General features: G+C 72.4%; 16 protein-coding genes. 9 read left to right on the forward strand and 7 right to left on the reverse strand.

The window, feature by feature from the left end:
- Positions 1 to 27: 27 nt before the first annotated feature.
- The 3 genes from WMF27_RS38665 to WMF27_RS38675 all read left to right on the forward strand — a co-directional run bounded on the left by WMF27_RS38665 (position 28) and on the right by WMF27_RS38675 (position 2,933).
- On the forward strand, positions 28 to 1,107 hold the full coding sequence (locus WMF27_RS38665) for an RNA polymerase sigma factor (RefSeq protein WP_437763890.1): 1,080 nt from the start codon (positions 28 to 30) through the stop codon (positions 1,105 to 1,107).
- A gap of 125 nt (positions 1,108 to 1,232) precedes the next feature.
- Positions 1,233 to 2,129 (forward strand): helix-turn-helix transcriptional regulator, encoded by an 897-nt coding sequence (locus tag WMF27_RS38670; RefSeq protein WP_437763889.1) that lies wholly within the window; start codon positions 1,233 to 1,235, stop codon positions 2,127 to 2,129.
- 231 nt (positions 2,130 to 2,360) lie between these two features.
- Positions 2,361 to 2,933: a sigma-70 family RNA polymerase sigma factor gene (locus WMF27_RS38675; protein WP_437763888.1), complete on the forward strand. Its 573-nt coding sequence runs from the start codon at positions 2,361 to 2,363 to the stop codon at positions 2,931 to 2,933.
- Between the two features lie 346 nt (positions 2,934 to 3,279).
- On the opposite strand, the gene WMF27_RS38680 is transcribed toward WMF27_RS38675, so the two are convergent.
- A complete protein-coding gene (locus WMF27_RS38680; protein ID WP_437763887.1) occupies positions 3,280 to 4,287 on the reverse strand; it encodes a DsbA family protein in 1,008 nt (335 codons plus the stop codon).
- Between the two features lie 77 nt (positions 4,288 to 4,364).
- Positions 4,365 to 5,144 carry a hypothetical protein gene (locus tag WMF27_RS38685; protein ID WP_437763886.1) on the reverse strand — a complete coding sequence of 260 codons (780 nt, stop codon included), beginning with the start codon at positions 5,142 to 5,144 and terminating at the stop codon, positions 4,365 to 4,367.
- A 287-nt stretch (positions 5,145 to 5,431) separates the two neighbouring features.
- Between WMF27_RS38685 and WMF27_RS38690 the strand changes: the two genes are divergently transcribed.
- Genes WMF27_RS38690 through WMF27_RS38700 form a run of 3 tightly spaced genes read left to right on the forward strand, consistent with a single transcriptional unit; the run spans position 5,432 to position 8,220 of the window.
- Positions 5,432 to 6,418: a MopE-related protein gene (locus WMF27_RS38690; protein WP_437763885.1), complete on the forward strand. Its 987-nt coding sequence runs from the start codon at positions 5,432 to 5,434 to the stop codon at positions 6,416 to 6,418.
- Between the two features lie 6 nt (positions 6,419 to 6,424).
- Positions 6,425 to 7,285, forward strand: coding sequence for a DUF692 domain-containing protein (locus WMF27_RS38695; protein ID WP_437763884.1), 861 nt, complete (start codon positions 6,425 to 6,427; stop codon positions 7,283 to 7,285).
- Positions 7,282 to 8,220: an HvfC/BufC N-terminal domain-containing protein gene (locus tag WMF27_RS38700; protein WP_437763883.1), complete on the forward strand. Its 939-nt coding sequence runs from the start codon at positions 7,282 to 7,284 to the stop codon at positions 8,218 to 8,220. The genes WMF27_RS38695 and WMF27_RS38700 overlap by 4 nt, the downstream gene beginning before the upstream one ends.
- Here the strand turns inward: WMF27_RS38700 and WMF27_RS38705 are convergent.
- Both WMF27_RS38705 and WMF27_RS38710 read right to left on the reverse strand, forming a co-directional pair.
- Positions 8,217 to 10,061, reverse strand: a complete 1,845-nt coding sequence (locus tag WMF27_RS38705; protein WP_437763882.1) for a metallophosphoesterase — start codon at positions 10,059 to 10,061, stop codon at positions 8,217 to 8,219. The two genes, WMF27_RS38700 and WMF27_RS38705, sit on opposite strands and share 4 nt — an antisense overlap.
- Positions 10,058 to 11,002: a hypothetical protein gene (locus tag WMF27_RS38710; protein ID WP_437763881.1), complete on the reverse strand. Its 945-nt coding sequence runs from the start codon at positions 11,000 to 11,002 to the stop codon at positions 10,058 to 10,060. The genes WMF27_RS38705 and WMF27_RS38710 overlap by 4 nt, the downstream gene beginning before the upstream one ends.
- Before the next feature lie 118 nt (positions 11,003 to 11,120).
- On the opposite strand from WMF27_RS38710, the gene WMF27_RS38715 reads away from it, so the two are divergent.
- On the forward strand, positions 11,121 to 12,035 hold the full coding sequence (locus WMF27_RS38715) for a hypothetical protein (protein ID WP_437763880.1): 915 nt from the start codon (positions 11,121 to 11,123) through the stop codon (positions 12,033 to 12,035).
- Between the two features lie 8 nt (positions 12,036 to 12,043).
- Here WMF27_RS38715 and WMF27_RS38720 read toward each other — a convergent pair whose 3' ends face one another.
- Entirely contained in the window at positions 12,044 to 12,415 is a 372-nt protein-coding gene (locus tag WMF27_RS38720; RefSeq protein ID WP_437763879.1) for a VUT family protein, read from the reverse strand.
- 89 nt (positions 12,416 to 12,504) lie between these two features.
- Here WMF27_RS38720 and WMF27_RS38725 point away from each other — a divergent pair, with 89 nt between their 5' ends.
- Entirely contained in the window at positions 12,505 to 13,569 is a 1,065-nt protein-coding gene (locus WMF27_RS38725) for a TIR domain-containing protein (protein WP_437763878.1), read from the forward strand.
- Between the two features lie 102 nt (positions 13,570 to 13,671).
- On the opposite strand, the gene WMF27_RS38730 is transcribed toward WMF27_RS38725, so the two are convergent.
- Positions 13,672 to 15,990 (reverse strand): helicase-related protein, encoded by a 2,319-nt coding sequence (locus WMF27_RS38730; protein ID WP_437763877.1) that lies wholly within the window; start codon positions 15,988 to 15,990, stop codon positions 13,672 to 13,674.
- A gap of 357 nt (positions 15,991 to 16,347) precedes the next feature.
- Here WMF27_RS38730 and WMF27_RS38735 point away from each other — a divergent pair, with 357 nt between their 5' ends.
- Positions 16,348 to 18,033, forward strand: a complete 1,686-nt coding sequence (locus tag WMF27_RS38735; RefSeq protein WP_437763876.1) for a protein kinase domain-containing protein — start codon at positions 16,348 to 16,350, stop codon at positions 18,031 to 18,033.
- 24 nt (positions 18,034 to 18,057) lie between these two features.
- Here the strand turns inward: WMF27_RS38735 and WMF27_RS38740 are convergent, their stop codons facing one another.
- On the reverse strand, positions 18,058 to 18,723 hold the full coding sequence (locus tag WMF27_RS38740; RefSeq protein WP_437763875.1) for a nitroreductase family protein: 666 nt from the start codon (positions 18,721 to 18,723) through the stop codon (positions 18,058 to 18,060).
- Positions 18,724 to 18,757: the final 34 nt, after the last annotated feature.

The raw sequence follows: 18,757 nt of genomic DNA on the forward strand, positions 1-18,757 counted from the left end.
TCGAGCGGCTCAGGGATGCTACCTACCGTGGGCAAGCCAGCGACCCATCTCCTCAGCTTCAACCGCTTCCGGCGCCTGGCCAGGCTTCACGGCGTGCCGGCGCGCGACGCCGAGGACGTCGCGCAGAACGCGCTGCTGCGGGGATTGGAAGTGGCGAGGCGGGTCGAGCTGAGCGGCGATCCGGCGCGGTACTTCGTCACGATCGCCCTCAACGAGGCACGGAAGCACAGGCGGAACGAGCGCCGCCGCGGAGAGGTGCTGACGTCGTTCGAGGAGCGCGATCCCCGAGACGAACGCCCCACGCCGGAGGAACTGCTGCGCTTGCGGCGGCGGGAACAGCTGACCCGGGACCTGCTCGACCGGATCGGCCCCAAGGACCGGGATCTCTTGGTCAAGCACGAGCTGGAGGGGACACCGCTCTCCACGATCGCCGCCGAGCTGAACGTCCCGTTGGATACGGTGAGGGCGCAGCACCGCCGGGCTTGGGATCGACTCGATGCGGCTTTCAAGCGGTGGAGCGCCCGGCAACCCGCGCACGGTAGGGACGAGAGCGCCTGCGTCCCGCCGGTGCTCGGGCTGGACCGCCGTGCGTCGTGGACGGCCTGGCTGCGCCGGCTGGGCGTGAGGATCGTCGTGCAGGGTGCGTTCGTCGTGTTGACCGGCGCGCTCCTCTCGGCGGTGCCGCCGCTGCCCAGCGCGGAATCGTGGCTGCCCCCGGCGGCATTCCGCGCACCGGGGCGCGCGCCCGCACCAGACGACGTCACGGCGCAAGGCTCACGTGCCAGCGCGCATTCCGCTGCCGCGCCCGCCGCGCACGAGAGCGCGTCGCCGGCGGCGACAGGCAGCGCGCGCGCTGAGGCTGTGGCGAGCAGCACGCCCGCGCCCTCTGTGACGACAGCACCTCGTATCTCGTCCCCGGGGAGCCCCGTGTGGCCAGCGGTCACCGCACGCGAGATGCGCCTGATCAGCCAGGCCCGAAGGGCGATCGAGGACAACGACGGAGCGGGCGATCACGAGGCGCGCCTGCTGCTCGAAGCCCATGCGCGGGAGTTTCCGCGCGGTCGGCTCGCAGCGGAGCGCGAAGCGCTGTTCAGGCAGATTCGCTGAATCATCGGCCGTAGATCGACGGCGAGCTGAGGGTGACGGTGACGCTGATGGTGTCTCCAGACCAGACAGCACAGGGCCGAGATCTGTCTTGCGCAGGAATGCTTACGTCCAGGAGGAGAATTGCTATGGAGGACATGCTGGGTGCGATGTGGCTCGTCTCGCCGCTCGGGCTCGCGATGATCGCGTGCGTCGCGATCGGCTTCGCGGTCACCGCGCGCGAAGCGCTGGGACGGGAGCGCGGGCTTCGCGAGGCGCGCGAGCACGCGCACGAGGACGAGGAGTCCGCCCTCATCGATGCGAAGGAGCAGGCAGCGGGCGAGCGAGACCGATATCGGCGCCTCCTGGACTGTCACGTCGACGCGGCGCTCGCCGAGCTGACAGACGCCGGCGCGCGCCCCGTCCCGTGGCCAGGGAGGGTCCTCGAGTCGTTCTGCGCGACCACGCCTTCATGGAGGAGAAAGCTGGCCGAGAGCACCGGGTTGGAACCGAGGGAGGTGGAGCGGCTGCTCAGGAGCGACGTCCCCATGACGCCCGGCCTCGCGCGGCAGCTGGAGGCCTTCACCGGCACGCCCGCGCGGTATTGGGAGCGCCTGTGGCGGCTGCACGACGACTACCGGACGGACACAGAGGAGACCGTGGTGATCCAGGTGGGCGAGCCCGTCACCAAGCGCGAGAGCTCGGCGCGTCCCGCGTCGTCGCCGGCCCCGAACTCGGCGCCGCCGACTGCGCCGGCGATACCTCCCCGCGCGCTCGACGTTCCTCCGCCCGTGGTGCCGTCTCCGGAGCTTGCGGCCAGGAGCCCGCGGGCGAAGCTCCCGCCGCCTCCAGTGCTGCGGCTTCGGTCGCCGCTCCCTATCCGCGCCGCCGCTGGGTCGGAGCTCGCCCGTCGCGCTGCCGCGCTGACGAGCTTTCCAGTACAGCGTGACGAAGGGGCGGCGAGCACCACGAACGCATCCGATTGGGAGGACGCAGAGCGCTCGCCGCTGAACACGACACTCCCGGGAGTGGGGAGCCATGGGTGAGCGCAGCCGTACCTCGCATTCGGAGGAGGACGTGCGCGCGCGACCCGGGGCGCGGGTGTTCTTAGGAGCATGTTGGCGAGCATGCGACCGCCGCGGGAACTGAGCAGCCACGGCTGACGTCTTCCTTTGGTGGCAGACGCCTACGGGGAAGACCGCGAGTCGGTGCCGCGGAAAGGCGGGCACGCGGCATCATCACATTGAGGGCGACTGCCCGCGGGGGAGGCTCAAGCCATGGGTCGTCCGTCGAATGAAGACGAGCGAGACGCCGCGCACGCGCGCCTGTTTTGCCCGGCGCAGGTCCGTGCCGTGCTGCGCTGGCTCGGGAGGCTGGGGGTGCCGCTGCGCCATCGTGCCGACGTCGCAGGCACGGTCTGGATCAAGGTCTGCGAGAGCTGGCCCAGATTCGATCCGAGGCGCGGCAGGCCGGAACGCTGGCTGAACGCGATCACCGTACACGTCGCTTCGCGCTACCACGAGCGTGCGCGGCACCGCAGGGAGGAATTGGTCGATTTGATCGAAGTGCCCGATCCAGCGCCCGACGCCGCTGCCGTGATGGAGTGTGGAATCGTCAGGAGCAGCGCCATCGACGCGATGAATGAACTCGATCCGGAGCTGCGCTTCGTGCTCATGGCACACGATCTGGACGGCATCCCGATGGCCCATGTGGCGAAAGACGCAGGGCTACCTCTCTCCACGCTCTACAAACGACGGACGAAGGCCATCGGCGCGCTACGTGACACGATCGGACTCAACTCGACGCGGGCGCCGCGGAGGTCGCATCGGCGCAGCGCGGCCGGGCCATGACGGAACCCGCCGACCTGCGCGATCGAGCTCCGCGTTTCTGCCGTGCGGCCCTGGCCAGCCCGCCCGACCACGTAGAGCGACGGAAAGCAGGCCTCCCGTTCGGGATCATACCGCAGGAAGCGCAGCCCCAGCTCCTGATGTAGTGCTTGGCCTTGTAGATGTCCGCGTAGCCGAGGAGGTCGTACGCGCGGTTCGGGAGTCGATGGGCAGGATCCGAACCGGGCCCTGTCGTGGACGGCGCCGTGGTCGTGATGGCCTCCCTTGCCGCGCCCGCGTGATTGCAGGGAGACGCATCGTTCATCACCGGTGACGGAACCATGCCACCCCTCTCGCCGCGTTCACCTGGCTACTTCGCGTCGCGCGGCGTCCCGCCCCCGGGCGCCGCCGCCTCGCGCCCTCGGAGGATCGCGAGCTCGGTCTCGATCCACCGGTCGAGCTCGCCCTGGAGGCTGAACAGCGCCAGATCGAACTCCCGCCCGTTGATGACGATGAACGGCGTCCCCGAGAGCCCGGCGCGGTCGGCCTCGGCCTTGTCGCGCGCGACCACCCGGGCGGCGGGCTCGCCCGCCATGTCGGCGCGGAACCGGGCCATGTCGAGGCCGACCTTCTGCGCGTAGCCGAACAGGTCCTTCTCCTCCAGCCGCTGCTGGTTCTCGAACAGGAGGCGCTCCATCGGCCAGTAGCGGCCCTGGCGGTGCGCCGCGATGGCCGCGCGCGCCGCGGCGTCGGCGTGCGGGTGCGATCGCAGCGGATACACCTTGTGGATCAGCCTGACGTACGGCGCGTGGCGCTCGACGACCTCGTCGAGGTGCGGGACCGCGCGCCCGCAGGAAGGACACTCGAAGTCCGACCACACGACGATCTGGATCGACGCGCGCTCCGGCCCGCGAGAGGGCGAGTCGGCGAGATCGATCTGCTTCACGTTCGGACCGAACCTCACGCCGTACGCGGCCTGCGCCTCCGCGCCGCTCGCGCCGCCGCGGATCTTGTCGGCGAGGAGCTGCGCGGCCGGCGCGCAGGCCGCGCAGGCGCGCGACTCGCGGACGCACTGCGCGAGCGACACCGCCTGATCGGGGCACGGCGCGTAGAGCTGCGAGACGAGCTGCCACCAGGTATCGCGCTCGCGGCGGACGAGCTCGGCCGTGTCCACGCCGGGCAGCTCTTCCGGCGCGCCGCCGGGCGCGTCGAGCAGCGGCGCGCCGGAGGAGCCGCCCGGAGGCCCGGGGAGCGGGACCTCGGGGGAATCGGCGAACTGGGGTTCCTGCCGCTCCGCGCCGCCGCAACCCGGGAGCGCGACGAGCGCGAGGAGCGCGGCGAGCGCGGGCCGTCGTGCACCTGATCTCGGAATGAACACGCGCGGATGCTACACCCCCGCCGCGGCCGGGCCAGGCCGAAGCGCCGCTCGAGGCGCGCGGCCGGCGCCGCGGCCCCTCAGAAGGCGCCGCCGAGACCGAAGGTGGTGCGGCCGGGCGCGAGGGCGACGTGCGGCGCGAACCGGAGCCGGAGCGGGCGGAGGCGGATGTACTCGTAGCTCTCGGGCCCCGGGGGCTCTTCGTACTCGAGGAGCGTGGCGTCGACGATGTTCGCCGTGAGCGCTCCGAGGATGGCGCCGAAGACGAGGCCGGTGATCTCGCCGTCTCTGTTGGGGGAAGCACTGCCGACGACCTGGCCGAGCAGGCCGCCGCCGAACGTGCAGCCGACGTTGAGGCCGAGGCTGAGGAAGCCCTTGCCGAGGTGGCCGTTGGCCCAGTGGGTGATCGGGCCGCCGAGCACGAATGGGCCGGCGGTCATCCAGGCGAACATCTCGTTCTCCGTGGCGACAGCGAGGGGTCCGAACGCGATGGTCCCGCTGAGCACGAGGAGGTGCTGCCAGCCGTACCAGACGCGCTCTGTCTCGCGCTGCTCGCGCCGGAGCGAGCCCCCGGGCTGCCAGGACCCCGGGCTCGTCGTCCAGCTCGGGGGCGCCTCTCCGGGCGGCGCGACCCCGGCCGGCGGCGCGCCACCGTCGCCCGGAGCCGGCGGCGGCAGGAGCGGCGCTGCCGCCGCGCCGCCCGGAGCCGGCGCAGGCGGCGCGACGGCCGACCCGCTCGGCGGCGCGGCGGGCGCAGGGAAGGCCTCGGACGCAGGCCGCATGGCGCTCGCCGGCGCCGCCGTGACCACCACGGCCGCTGCACAACCGATCCACAGCCCGCCGCGAAGCATGCCTGTCATCCTGCGATCCTCTCTTCCTTCTTCCTGCGCTCAGGACCTCTTTTACTCCCTTTCTCCCGGCCGCCGCGCTCAAATCCGGCCCCGCATCCACGCGAGCGACAAGGGACGGCAGGCTCGGCGGCGCGCTCGGTCAGACCCGGCGGCCCTCGTTCCGCCCGCGGGCGTCGAGGGATGTGCATGCGACAAGTTGCCACATGTTCCGCGCGCCACAGCCGTGATTATACGTCCCGCGCCGGGCGGCCGCAGGCGCGCGCGCAGCGCGGCCCTTCGAAGACAGGACGGCTCTTATGACGAAATCACCGGGATCCACGCTGTTCGCGCTGGCGCTCGCCAGCTTCGCCGCCTTCGCGCCCGCGTGCGGCGACGACGAAGGCGTCTCGCCCGTGGGCGCCGAGCCCCCTGCCGGGACCGGCGGCGCAGGCGGCGGGGAGCCCGCCGGGACAGGCGGCTCCGGCACGGCGGGCGCGGGTGGCCAGCCCGTGGACGACGAGGACAGCGACCACGACAGGGACGGCTTGACCCCGCGCGCAGGCGACTGCGACGACTTCAACAACACCGTCCATCCCGGCGCCGAGGATCGGAATTTCGATGCCATCGACTCGGACTGCGACGGGTCCGACGCGCCGGCCAAGACGCTGGTGTGGAGCGCTGGCGCGGATCCCGCTCAGCCCGATCAGGTCGACGCGCTGGCCCTCATGGATGCGGACGGCGACGGTCAGATCTCCCTCGACGAGTTCTCCGCGAGGTGCGCCGAGTCCGCCATGCTGGTGGGCACCGCGCGCCCCGGCGTGGTCCAGGTCCACGCGGTCTGCGGCGGCACGAACAGCTGCCGCGGCATGGTCTATCAGACATGGAACGAGCTTTATGAGCACGCCTGCCGCGCCGTGAACAGCTGCGCGGGCTGGAGCTGCGTCGAGACCGCCGAGGACCAGGGGCGAGACGGGCCCGCCGCGTTCGCAGGCGCGAAGTGCAGCCACTGCCACGCCGGCACGGCAGGCAAGTTCAACGTGCAGGTGCCGCCCGGCGAGGACGTGAGCGCCTTCATCGCCGATTTCTGGGAACGCCGCCCGGACGCGTACCTGCAATCCGTCATCGCGTTCGGGATCCAGGGCGCCACCGCCGAGGGCCAGGCCTACTCGAACATGCCTGGCTCCTATCGCCTGCTCTCGCGCGCCGAGATGGACCGGCTGATCGCCCACCTGCGCACCCTGACGCCGGAAGGCGAGAGCTTCGAGCAGCTGCCGCCCGCAGACCCGATCGACCCGGGCGACTAGCCGGCGATGGGCACGCCGAGAGACCCTGCCGGCGGCCTCGCGGACGGAGCGCGGGCCCCCTCGCGAGGCGCGCTCGGCCTCGGGCTGCGCCCGCCGCACTACGAGGCGATCGAGCGGACCCGGCCCGAGCTCGGCTTCTTCGAGATCATCGCGGAGAACTACCTCGGCGCGTCTCCCCTGCCCCGGGAGCGGCTCCGGCGCATCGCCGAGCGGTATCCCATCGTCGCCCACGGCGTCTCCGTCAACCTGCTGGGCGAGGCCCCCCTCGATCGCGATCACCTGTCCCGCCTCAGGGATCTGATCCAGGAGCTCCGCATTCCCTATTTCACGGATCACCTCTGCTGGACGGCGTTCGATGGCGTCACGCACCACGACCTCTTGCCCGCGCCCTACGATCCGGAGCTCATCCCCTACGCCGCGGGCCGGGCGTTCGAGGTCCAGGAGGCGCTCGGCGTCCCGTTCGGGATCGAAAACCTGTCTTCCTATGTCGCCTGGGAGCGCGACACGATGCCTGAGTGGGAGTTCTACCGCCGCGTGGTGGAGGAGTCCGGCTGCTGGGCCATGCTGGATCTCAACAACGTGTTCGTCTCCAGCGAGAATCACGGGTTCGATCCGCGCGAGTACCTCGACGGCGTGCCCTGGCACCGGGTCCTGCAGGTCCACCTGGCGGGCCACCAGACATTGCCCTCCGGCCTGCGGCACGACACCCACGATCGTCCGGTGTGCGACGAGGTATGGTCTCTTTACGAAGAGGCGTGGAGCCGGGGCGGTCCTTTCCCGACGCTCCTCGAGTGGGACGCGGAGATCCCGCCCTTGCACGTGGCGCTCGCTGAGCTCGGCAAGGCGCGGCAGGTGCGATCGTCATGAGCTCGAGAGGCGGGGCACCGCCGGGCTGGCTGCGGGAGCTCCAGCGCGACTTCACCGCCGTCCTCCGCGCGCCGCTCGACGCGAGCGCGGGCCGCTTCCGGGAGCTGCAGGAGCGGTATCCCGCGGGGCTCGTGGCGCAGGTGAAGGGCGGCCCCGGGGGCCTCGCGCCGGCGGAGCGGCTCGCGGTCTATCACCGCCAGTACTGGATGCGCCTGTTCACCGCCCTGCAGACGAGCTTCCCGCGCGTGTCGCGGGCGATCGGCTGCTGGCACTTCAACCACCTGGCCGCGCTGCACCTCGAGGCGCGCCCGCCCCGTCACTTCGACATCGACGAGAGCACGCGCGGGTTCGCCGAGCGGCTCCGCGGCGCGCTGCGCGGCCCTGACGGCGCGCGCCGCGATCGCCCGCCGGGGCGCCCGGCGCCTGGGCACGAGGACGCGTGGCGCCGGCGGATCGAGCTCTCCAGGGCGCCGCTCGCGATGGTCCGCCAGGCGCTGCGCATGGACGAGGCGGAGCGGCGCGCCTGCGAGTCGCCGTTCGAGGGCCTCTGGCGGCCGACGCCGGAGGAGCTCGCCACGCTGGCCGAGGCGCGGCTGCGCTTCGCGGTGTCCTTCACGCTCGCCCACGAGGACTGGGACCTCGCGCGCTTCTCGCGGCTCGCGGGGGGCGATCTCGAAGAGCGCCCCCTGGACGCGAGGCGTCGCCACGCGTCAACCCGCGCGTGGGTCTTCGCCCGGAGCGCCGCCGGCACGACCACGACCTCGGTGGATCCGCTGTTCGCCCGCCTGCTCGAGCGCTGCCTGGAGCTGCCGTTCGGGCAGGCCCTTGCCGCCGTCGAGCAGGGCTGCACGGCGGCGGAAGCAGCGCAGCTGCGGGCCAATCTGCAAGGCTGGATCGCGCTCGCCCTCTCGAGCGGCTGGTGGACGGGCCTCTAGGCGGCCGCGCTCCTGCGGCCGGATGCGCCGCTTCCCCCGTCGTTGAGCTTCGCTTCGTGCTTCGCGACCCACTTGCGGAGCCGCTGCGACAGAGGTGACCGTCCGTTTTCGTAGTTGGCGACCGAGCTGCGCGCGAGACCGAGCTTCTCGCCGAGCTCGGCCTGCGAGAGCCCGAGCTTCTCGCGAAGCACCTTCAGCGTCGTCGAGCCCGCCGCCGCCTGCGCGCGCGCCGGTGCGCTCGGGCGGGTGGGCGGCACGGCCTCGACCGAACGCCCGGCCCGCTGCGTGCGCTCGGCCGCCGCCGGCTGCGACTCGGCGCGGGCGCCTTCCGGAGCGGTGCGCCGCGCGACGGGCGCTCGGACGCTGCTCGTGCTCCCCGCGAGCTTCTCGCCGCAAAACGGGCAGTAGTCGAACGCGAGGACCTTGCCCGCGTCGGTGCGGAACTCGACTCCCTGGATCGACGCGGGAATCCCTTGTGCGCGGCGCTCTTCGCTCGCCCACCCGTACACGAGCGTGAGCCCGCGCTCCTCTTGATTCACCGGTAGCCCGGTCTGACTCATCCGAAGGCAGACCGTCCTGCCGTCGCGCGTGCACTGTCGTCCGATCATGGGCATCGTCTCATCTCCTCTTTTCCGTGCGGGCGCAGGCGTACCCGGTCGAACTTTTGCGCAGTACTGCTCACCTGTCAAGGTGGACACACGCCAGGTCGAACTTTTGCGCGACACTGCTCGTTTGTCAAGGCAGATAAACCGGAGGCCTGGGCGAGGAAGAGGCGATGATGTAGGGATCGCCCACGAGCACGTCCTCATCTCGTCTCGTCTCGCGGGAGCGTGCTTCGCCACTCGCCACGATCCTCGCGCGCGGAGCGACGCGAGAGCGACTCCATCGCCTCGGCCGCCGATGCGCGTGGCGAACGTGAGATCCACGCGCCCGCCCGCGAGCATCGTGAGGAGCTTGTTCGCCTCGGCGCGGCTCGCGAATGCGCCGTTGCGGGAGCCCACCGGGTCGAGGGGCGCGAGGTGCATCGTGACCACGTGCAAGAGATCTTGCCCCTCGGTGAGCCAGCCGTCGAGCCACCCGTAGGCGAGCGGATCGATCGTCGCGCTGGCCGAGTCGAGCATCGTGAACTGCACACCTCGGAACGCGAAGCGGTAATTCCCGCGGCCAAACCACTCGTGGTAGAGGTCGTCCCGCGTGCCGAGCTCGTGGTTGCCGAGCGTCGCATAGCAGGGAAGACGGAGCGTCTTCATCTCGCGCTGGAATCGCTCGAGCTGCTCGGGCGAGCCCCGCGACGTGAGATCGCCGCTGATGAGCGCGAAGCGGACGCCCTCCGCCTCGTTCATTTTCGCGTAGATGTCCTGAACGCGGTCGATGTCCTCCTGGACGTCGGCGAAGACCGCGAACCGCCACGGCTCGCGCCGCGCCTCGTCCGGCGGGCGCAGCGAGAGGGTCACCTCGGCGCCGGGCGGCAGGGAGAGGCGGAAGGTGCGCTGGGTCGGAAACGGCGCCTCGACGAGCTCCACGGGCACGCGCTCGTCCCCGACGCGCGCCGAGAGCTCGGCGTCGGCGAGCATGTTCTCGATCGTGATCTTCCACGGTCCGCCCGCCTCGTCGGTGAGGCGGATCGAGAGCGCGGGCGCGCTCGCCCAGAGCGCGAGCTCGCCTGGGTCGAGGCGGCGGACCGCCGCGAGCCCCTCGTCCACGGTGACGCGCGCCTTTCCCCGCGAGGCCTTTCCCACCTCCAGGTCGCGGCGCGCGCGGCCCTCGGCCACGTCCAGACAGGAGAGGGCGAGCGGCGCGGTGAGGGCGATGAGCGCGAGGAGAGCGTCTCTCGGGATCATGGCGAGTCTCCAGGGCGGAAGAGCAGCGCGAGGCGCCCGACGTACGCGGAGCCCGCCTTCACGTCGGCGAGCAGGCCCCAGCGGGGCGAGGCATGGAACCGGCCTTCCAGGCCGAAATGGCCCGGGACGCCGCTGCCGAGGCCGGGGAGCTTCGCGCCGCCGACAACCCCGTCGTGCCGGTGGTCGTAAACCACCTTGGCCTCGCCGCGCGGATACCCCGCGTGCCCGAGGTACGCGCCGAAGGCGAAGCGGGGAATCAAGAGCTCGTTCCCCTCGAGCGGGCGGCGGCCGTGGCGGTAGCCCTCGACCGCGATCCCCCAGCCCATCTCCGCGAACGAGCCCCGCAGCGTGCGCCCGAGGTGGGCGAGATCGAGCCGACCCTCGAGGCTGACCTCGCCGGTGGTGATCGAGAAGTCGTCGGAGGTGTAGCGGTGATGGGTGAGCGCGCCCTCGATCTCGAGGAACGAGCCGTCCGCCGCGCGCGGGCCGTCCGGCGTGCCGGGGCCGATGAAGCGATGCGCGGCCTCGACGCGGAGGCGCGCATTGTCGTCGTTCAAGGCAAACCAGCCGGAGCCCGAGAGGCGGAGGGAGCTCAGGCGCAGATCCATGCCCGGCACGAGGAACGTGCGGTACGCGAACGTGGGGTCATGGACGTAGGCGAACCCGAGCTGCGTCTCGACCCAGGGCAGCGACAAAGGAGGGCTGCCGGTGCCGCCCTCCGGGGCGAGCACGCCATAGAGGTCCGCCAGAAGGGAGATCCCGAACAGGCCCACACCCGTCACGGTGGTGAGCACGATCGGCGCGATGACGCGCCGCGAGGCCCCTGAGGCCGCCGCGCCCGCGAGCCCGCCCACGGCGAGGCCGGCGCCCTCGACCATCGGTCCTGGAGAGCTCGCGGCGACCGAGGGCTCGTCGATCACGTCGAGATGACCTTCGTTCACATGGCACGGAGTCGACGTCGCTGACCGGGCAGCTCCACCAGCACACGGGGCGCGTGAGGCTGTAGCCGGAGCCGCAGGTCGGATAGTGTTGTCCGGCAACCAAGGAGAAGCCGCGAAGATGATCCGATCCTCACGCGCCGCGACGGCGGCCATGACAAGCCTGTTCCTGCTCCCGCTCGGAGCGTGCGTCACGGAGTCGGGGGCTCGGCCTCCCGCCGCGGCCGCCGCCCCATCACCGGGCCCGGAGCCCGCGGCCCCTGCGACGAGCCCCGCTCCGGCCGCGACCGCGCCGGCGGCAGCCGCCACCGCGCCGGCGACAGCCGCGCCCGGCCCGGCGGCCCCCGCGGCGGTGGATCTCGATGCGCTCTACAGCGAAGCGATCTTCAAGTCCGCCGTCGTCACGCCCGCTGCCGCGCGCAAGCTCGTGCCGCTCAAGCCCGACGCGAACGGCACCTACACCGTGACCACCTGGGCCGGCTGCCGGGGCGACGGCGGGCCGAACAAGTGCGGCGCCTACGTGGCGCAGCAGCCCGTGAACGTGAAGTGGGACGTGTGGGTCACGAGCAACGGCGAGCTCCAGAACAAGTGCAAGACGTGGACAGGCGATGTGGTGCTCCAGATCCACCAGGTCCTCGGCCTGTCGGCCCCGCAGCCGCCGCTCCCCGCGGACACGACGGAGCGGCAGTTCGTCACGTTCTCGGGGGTGCCGGCCGCGAGCATCTTCCGCCCGTGCACGGACGCCCGCGTCGACACCGACTCCTGCGACGGGACGAAGCTGCCTGCAAAGCAGCCTTCACTGGCGCCGGCCGATTACTACAGGTGGTTCACGAACCACGCGATGTCGTCGTGGCAAGTGCCGGAGAAGGGCCAGACGCCCACGGGCTTCCCCTGGACCAGGCTGGGCTACTCGTACAACTGGGCGCCGGGCGCGGACATCTACGGGGCGTCCGAGTACGTCATCTCCGGCGGCGCGAAGGCGGTGAAGGTCACCGTCGCCGCCGTCCAGACGGCCAAAGATTACTGCAAGCCGTAAGCAGCGGGCTATGCCTGCAGCCCGGGGGCGCCCTCGCTCTTCTTGTCGGGCACGAGATAGATGCCCGGCAGGCTTATCAGGGTCATGGCGAATTTGGTCGCCAGATTGATGGCGAAGATCTGCCGGATCACCTCGAACGGCAGGACAAAGGCAAAGGCACCGAAGCAAAACAGCAGGTTGTCGACCGGGACGCTGACCGCGTTGCTCGCGAGGACCGCGAGCCACTGGCGCCTGGGGCCCGACTTTCTCAGATAGGCCTCGCGGACCCGATGAGCGAGCCTAGATGGCCGCCGGCGGCGAGGACAAAGAATCAACGACGACCCCGGCGAGGCTCGCTGCGTGGCGCACCCGTTTTCCGTTTTCCGTGCTCGCGCGGCCACGGTCGGCAGGCGCGGGGGCCAGCAGGATCGCCCCTGCGGACGCCGCGAATTCCTGCGCGCTCACCGCCGATCCTGGTAGGCTCGCGAGCATGGCCGATCTGGCGATCGACGTCTTCATCTCCCATGCGCATGCGGACGAGGCGCTGAGATGTCGCCTCGATAGCCATCTAGCCCCGCTCGTCCAACAGGGGCTCATCCGTCCCTGGCACAGAGGCCTGATCGGGGCCGACGAGGAACGGAGCGCTACGGCCGCCGCCCGGCTCGCGCAGGCCCGTATCATCTTGCTGCTGGTAAGCGCCGATTTCCTGGCGGACGACGAGTGCGGCGCCGACGTCGAGCAGGCGCGTCGGCGGCTGCTGACCAGCGGCGGCGCGCGGGTGATTCCGATCATCTTGCGCCCGTGCGACTGGAGCGCTGCGGCGTTCGCGTTCCTGACGCCCCTCCCCGCGGGCGGCGAGCCGCTGGCAAGCTCCCCTGACCCCGAGATCGCCTGGGCCGACGTCGCGGCGCGCATCGAGCAAGCCGTCGTCGCGACGCGCCTCACGCGGCCGAGCGTCGCCCCGGGACAGCCGCGCCCGGCGAGCGCCCCAGGACGAGCTCGCGTGAGCGGTGTTGTCCTGCGGAGCATGGATCGGACGCTCATCGACGAGTGCGGCAGGAGCGCACGCGACGAGGTCGTGGCGCAGATGCCCGAACACTGCCGCGACGACCTCCGCCATGAGTCGATCGATTTGCTCGCGAGGTACGATCTCGAGATGCTCACGACCTACATGGATCTCGCCACGTCGCTGGTCCTGCGGGATCCCAGGCGCTGGCGTGACTTCGGTCGACTGGCGGTCAGCGGCGACCTGCACCAGTTCGTGCGCCCAGTTTACGCGGTGCCGACGGTGAACGTCGTGCCCGTCCTGCACCATACGACCAGCATCTTGTCGTGCCTCTTCACGTCCGGGTCCTGGCGTGTCGACACCGGATTTGCCTGGAAGGTGGTGCTGACCGTCGAAGATCTCGGGCCCCCTTCGGCGCTGCTTCGCTGGTGGATTGTAGGGGTCATGGAGGAGATCGTGCGACGCGCCATGTCGAGCGACGTCAACTGGGCTATCACGCACGGCGAGTCGAGAGATACCCCCGAGCTTACCTGTGAGATCAGCTTGTGAGGGGATGAGGGACCGCCCTCGGCGCGCTGGGCGGCACGTCGCCGAGAATCCGCTGCCCTCTGCGCTCGACCTCGACGTCGGACGTCGCCGGCCCCCTCTCCCCTACCCCAGCAGCGACGCCGCCACCCTCGGCGCCTCCCGCGCGGAGCACCCCATCCAGCCCGAGAGCCGCTCCGCCGGCTCGCCGCTCGCGAGCGCTCGGAGCACCCGCTCCGCCACGTCCGCGCGGAGCGCCCGCGTCCCGAACACCGGGTAGCCGATCGCCGCGTAGGCCTTCGGATCCACGCCCCGCGCGACCGCCATCGACACCGCGCCGGGCGCCGGGCACGCGGGCACGTGGCCGCGGTCGAACCAGGCGGCGCACAGCGCGAGGCGGCGCTCGAGCGCGCCGCGCCGGAGCAGCGGCTGCACGTAGAGCACGCGCTCGCCCACCTCGATGCCGCGCGCCGCGAGCAGCGCCCGGCCCTCCGGCGCGAGCTCCGCGACCTGCTCCTCCGCGTCGCGCGCCGCCGCCGTCCCGAGCCCCTGCTCCAGCTGGTAGACGATCCCCCGCGCCGCGCCCGGGAGCGCGCGCACCTCGGGCGAGCGCAGCGGCGCGAGCAGCGCCTCGACGAGATCGCGCGCGAACGCCACGAGCCGCCGGAGCACGCGCGACCGCGCCCCCGCGCCGAGGTCCTCGAGCGCGGCGAGCCGCACGTCGGGCAGGAGCAGCGTCGGGCCGCGCGCGAGCTGCCCGAGCAGCCGCTCGCCGTCGAAGATCCGCCCGCCCACGTCGACCGAGAACCGCTCGTGCGGCGCCCCGACGAGCGCCTCGACCCAGCGCGCCCGGTCGTCCTCGGGCGCCGGCGCCGCGGGCCCCGGCGCGAGCCGGGCCCGCAGCGCCGCGATCGGCGCGAACGGGTGCCCCTCCGGCACCGCCGGCGGCTCGGCCTCCGCGCGCCGCTGCGTCGAGGGCGCGCCCGGCGACGACCGCGCGCCCGGCGCCGCCCGCGAGCGGCGCGCCGCCCCGCCGCCCCGCTCGACGAAGCGCTGCACAAGCCGCTCGTGGAGCGCGTCGCTCAGGCGATCCTCGATCGCCCGCGTGCGCTCCTGCCACGCCGCCGCGTCGCGCACCCAGCGCGCGTGGTTCGAGATGTACGTCCACGTCCTGATCGACGCGATCCGCGTGATCAGCGTGTCGATGTCGCCGCCCACCTCGTCGATCTCGGCCACCCGGACGGCCATCCAGCCGGCGTCGAGCGCCGCGCTCGGGCCCGAGAGCTGCCCGTAGATCTCGGCGAGGAGCGCGACGTGCGACTCGAACAGGAGCTTGCGGAAGTCGGGGATGCGGCAGACCTCCCAGAGGAGCCCCACCGCCTCTTCACCCCGCGCGCGCGCTCGCACCTCCGGGTCCTCGGCGAGCCTCGCCAGCGCGGCCGTGTCCTCCGCGTCGTCGACGAGCCTCAGCGAGCGGGCGCGCGGGCGCGCGCGGAGCGACGCGAGGAGCGCGTCGATCGAGCTCATGTCGAGCTCGCTGCTCCGCCAGAGCAGCCGCCGCACCGGGGGGAACCGGTGCGCCTCGATCGCGGCGGCCACGCCGTCGGGGAGCGAGAGCGGCGCGACGGTGCCGAAGGTCCCGTCCGCGAGGTGCCTGCCCGCGCGGCCGGCGATCTGCGCGAGCTCGGCGGGGTCGAGGTCGCGCACGGCGCGCCCGTCGAACTTGCGGAGCGCCGCGAACGCGACGTGGCGCACGTCGAGGTTGAGCCCCATGCCGATCGCGTCGGTGGCGACGAGGTAGTCGACCTCGCCCGACTGGAAGAGGGCGACCTGCGCGTTGCGGGTGCGCGGCGAGAGCGCGCCGAGCACCACGGCCGCGCCGCCCCGCTGCGCGCGCAGCCGCTCGGCGATCTCGTAGACCTGCGGGGTCGAGAACGCGACGACGGCGCTGCGCGGCGGCAGGCGCGAGAGCTTGCCGGCCCCGGCGCTCGCGAGCCGCGAGAGGCGCGGGTGCTGGACGATGCTGGCGGTCGGCACGAGCTCGGCCATGAGCGGCCGCATCGTGTCGGCGCCGAGGAACCAGGTCTCGCGCCGGCCGCGCGAGAGGAGCAGGCGCTCGGTGAACACGTGACCGCGCTGGTCGTGCGCGGCGAGCTGGATCTCGTCGATGGCCAGGAAGTCGACCTCCAGATCGACCGGCATCGCCTCGACGGTGCACACCCAGTAGTCCGGCCGCCTGGGGACGCGCTTCTCCTCGCCGGTCACGAGCGCGACGCGGGCCTCGCCGACCCGGGTGGTCACCCGGTCGTAGACCTCGCGCGCGAGCAGGCGCAGCGGCAGGCCGATCATGCCCGAGTCGTGCGAGAGCATGCGCTCGATGGCGCGGTAGGTCTTGCCGGTGTTGGTCGGGCCCAGGACGGCGGTGATGGGGGAAGCGTCGACCATGGCGCACGCAGCTTAGTACCGGACGCCGCGAAGACGGCCCCTGCGCGGCGGCGAGGGCGCGCGCCCGGCGCCCTGCGGCGGAGCGGGCTCTTCCTCGGGCGCGCGGCGGCGGAGCCACCCGCGGCGGCGGCAGGGCGCCCGGCGCGCCCGGGGAGGCAGGGGGCGAAGGGCTGCCGCGGCAGGGGAGGAGGTCCTGCGACAGCAGCCCGCTCGCGCTCGGCCTTCGTCGCGTCGCCGCGCCCGTGGCATGATGAGGTGAGATGCCGGCCGCTGTAAGGAGCGCGACATGGGGCCCGGCCTCTGCTAGACCGCGGAGGCCCGAACGGAAGGACGCTGGGACGCGGAAGGCTCGATCGCATGCTGTCGCTTGAAGCGGGGAGCGTCGTCGGTGGGAAGTATCGCCTGGAGCGCCCGCTGGCGGGCGGCGCCATGGGGTTCCTCTGGGTGGCCCGGCACCTCCAGCTGGACGTCGAGGTCGCGCTCAAGTTCATGATGCCGCAGCACGTCGACTCCCCCGTCGCGCGCGCGCGGTTCGAGCGGGAGGCGAAGGCCTCGGCCCAGCTCCGGACCCCCAACGTGGTCCACGTCTACGACTACGGCCTCGAGGGCGACACGCCGTACCTCGCGATGGAGCTGCTCGAGGGAGAGGACCTCGCGGCGTACCTCGCGCGCCACGGGCGCCTCGAGCCGGAGGAGCTGCTCGGCATCGTGAGCCAGGTGAGCAAGGCGCTCCGCCGCGCGCACGAGGTGGGGCTCATCCACCGCGACCTCAAGCCGGCGAACATCTTCCTCGCGCGGCAGGGCGAGGAGATCGTCAAGATCCTCGACTTCGGGGTCGCCAAGGCGATCGGCACCGGGGTGGCCGCCGACGCGACGAAGACCGGCACGCTCATCGGCTCGCCGCACTACATGAGCCCGGAGCAGGTGCGCCGGAGCAAGACGATCGACTTCCGCAGCGATCTCTGGTCGCTCGGCGTGATCATCTTCCAGTGCCTCACGGGCCAGCTGCCCTTCCCCGGCGAAGAGCTCGGCGACGTGCTCGTGGAGATCTGCACGGGCGACATCCCGGTCGCCTCGCAGCTCGCGCCGAACCTCTGGCCGGAGCTGGATCGTTTCCTGGAGCGCGCGCTCAAGCGCGAGCCCGCGGAGCGGTTCCAGAGCGCGAGCGAGCTCGCCCGCGCGTTCGCCGCGGCGGTGCAGCGCACGGCGGTGCCGGACTCGCGCGACTCGCTGGACTCGACCGAGGCGCTGGCTCACGGCGGCGCGCCGGCGCGTACCAGCTCGCCGGGCTCGGGCGGCGCGCAGGCTCACGGCGTCACGCAGGCTCTCGGCGGGGCGCAGGCTCTCGGCGGCGCGCAGGCTCTCGGCGGCGCGCAGGCTCTCGGCGGCGCGCAGGCTCTCGGCGGCGCGCAGGCTCTCGGCGTCGCGCCGCTCCTCGGGGGTGGCACCGTGGCCCTGGACGACGCGGTGACCGCCGGCGGCACGCTGGCCGCGGGCGGGACGGTCGTGGCGGACCGCGCGCAGGTCCCGGGAGGCATGGGCGGCCCGGGAGACACGCTGGCCGCGGGCGGCACGCTGACCGCCAGCGGCACGCTGGAGGCCGTGGGAGGCGCGCTGTCCCCGCCCGTGGATCGTCGCGCCCCGCCGCGGGCGGCGCTCGCCGTGGCTGCCAGCGTGCTCGTGATCGGCCTTGGGATCGCCGCCGTCGTCCTGCTTCGCTCGCCTGCTCCCGAGGTCACCGCGGCCCCTGCGGCGACGTCTTCGCCCCACGCTCCGGAGTCCGCCGCACCGCCGACGCGGGTGGAGGAGGTGCCTTCCCCGCCTCCCCCGGACGCGAGCGCCCTCCCCGCGGCGTCGGCTTCGTCGGCCCCGGCGGGCGCAGACGCCGCGCCGGCAGCCTCCTCACCGGCTCCCCCCTCCAGCTCGGCGAGGGCCACGCTCCGATCGAACCGTCCGCCGGCGCCTCCGCCGGCGAGGCGGCCTTCTCGGGCTGCGCCCTCCAGCAAGGGCGCTTCCGAGAAGGATCCGACCTTCGGCTTCTAGTCTCCCGTCCCTGAAGAGCGCGAGCTAACCGCCGACGAACTTGACCGTCTCGTCGAGCGGCGCCCGGCCCGTACGGGTGTAGCCGACCGTGGGGTCCTCGTAGCCGATCGACATGCCACAGAAGAGGATGAGCCCGTCCGGGGGTGACAGGACCTGCGCGACGGTCTTGCGAACCTGCGACCACGCCATCTGCGGGCAACTGTGCAGCGCTTCGGCGCGCAGCAGCAGCATGACGGTCTGCAGATACATCCCGGTGTCGGCCCATTGGGCCGGGCCCACGTCACGGTCGATGTAGCAGAACAGGGCGGCGGGCGCGCCGAAACAGTCCCAGTTGGCGATCGCGGCCCTCTGTCGCGCCTCCCAGTCCTCGCGAGCAATGCCGAGCGAGGCGTAGCGCTCTCTGCCGAAGGCGGATCGGCGCTCTCTGTACGGGGACTTCAGTCCCGGCGGGTACATTTCGTACTCCCGCTCGTCCCAGGGGTCGCCTGCAGCCACGCGCGCCACGGCGAGCCTCTTGAGCTCAGCCAGCGGCGCGCCGGTCACCACGTAGATGTTCCACGGCTGGAGGTTCGATCCGGATGGCGACCAAGCCGCTGCGGAGAGCACGCGCTCCAGCACCTCCCTCGAGACGGGCTGGTCGGTGAATCCGCGCACCGCCCGCCGGCTCCTGACTGCCTCATAGACGTCCATGACCGCCTGCCTCTCCAGATCTGCTCATTGAAAT

Origin of the sequence: Sorangium sp. So ce281 (assembly GCF_051527395.1) — a bacterium.
In the GTDB taxonomy this organism is placed as follows: domain Bacteria; phylum Myxococcota_A; class Polyangia; order Polyangiales; family Polyangiaceae; genus Sorangium; species Sorangium cellulosum_B.

Coding starts and splice junctions, on each gene's coding strand:
- WMF27_RS38670 (WP_437763889.1), top strand. CDS start 1,233: ATGGAGGACATGCTGGGTGCGATGTGGCTCGTCTCGCCGCTCGGGCTC.
- WMF27_RS38675 (WP_437763888.1), top strand. CDS start 2,361: ATGGGTCGTCCGTCGAATGAAGACGAGCGAGACGCCGCGCACGCGCGC.
- WMF27_RS38685 (WP_437763886.1), bottom strand. CDS start 5,144: ATGACAGGCATGCTTCGCGGCGGGCTGTGGATCGGTTGTGCAGCGGCC.
- WMF27_RS38690 (WP_437763885.1), top strand. CDS start 5,432: ATGACGAAATCACCGGGATCCACGCTGTTCGCGCTGGCGCTCGCCAGC.
- WMF27_RS38695 (WP_437763884.1), top strand. CDS start 6,425: ATGGGCACGCCGAGAGACCCTGCCGGCGGCCTCGCGGACGGAGCGCGG.
- WMF27_RS38700 (WP_437763883.1), top strand. CDS start 7,282: ATGAGCTCGAGAGGCGGGGCACCGCCGGGCTGGCTGCGGGAGCTCCAG.
- WMF27_RS38705 (WP_437763882.1), bottom strand. CDS start 10,061: ATGATCCCGAGAGACGCTCTCCTCGCGCTCATCGCCCTCACCGCGCCG.
- WMF27_RS38715 (WP_437763880.1), top strand. CDS start 11,121: ATGATCCGATCCTCACGCGCCGCGACGGCGGCCATGACAAGCCTGTTC.
- WMF27_RS38725 (WP_437763878.1), top strand. CDS start 12,505: ATGGCCGATCTGGCGATCGACGTCTTCATCTCCCATGCGCATGCGGAC.
- WMF27_RS38730 (WP_437763877.1), bottom strand. CDS start 15,990: ATGGTCGACGCTTCCCCCATCACCGCCGTCCTGGGCCCGACCAACACC.
- WMF27_RS38735 (WP_437763876.1), top strand. CDS start 16,348: ATGCTGTCGCTTGAAGCGGGGAGCGTCGTCGGTGGGAAGTATCGCCTG.
- WMF27_RS38740 (WP_437763875.1), bottom strand. CDS start 18,723: ATGGACGTCTATGAGGCAGTCAGGAGCCGGCGGGCGGTGCGCGGATTC.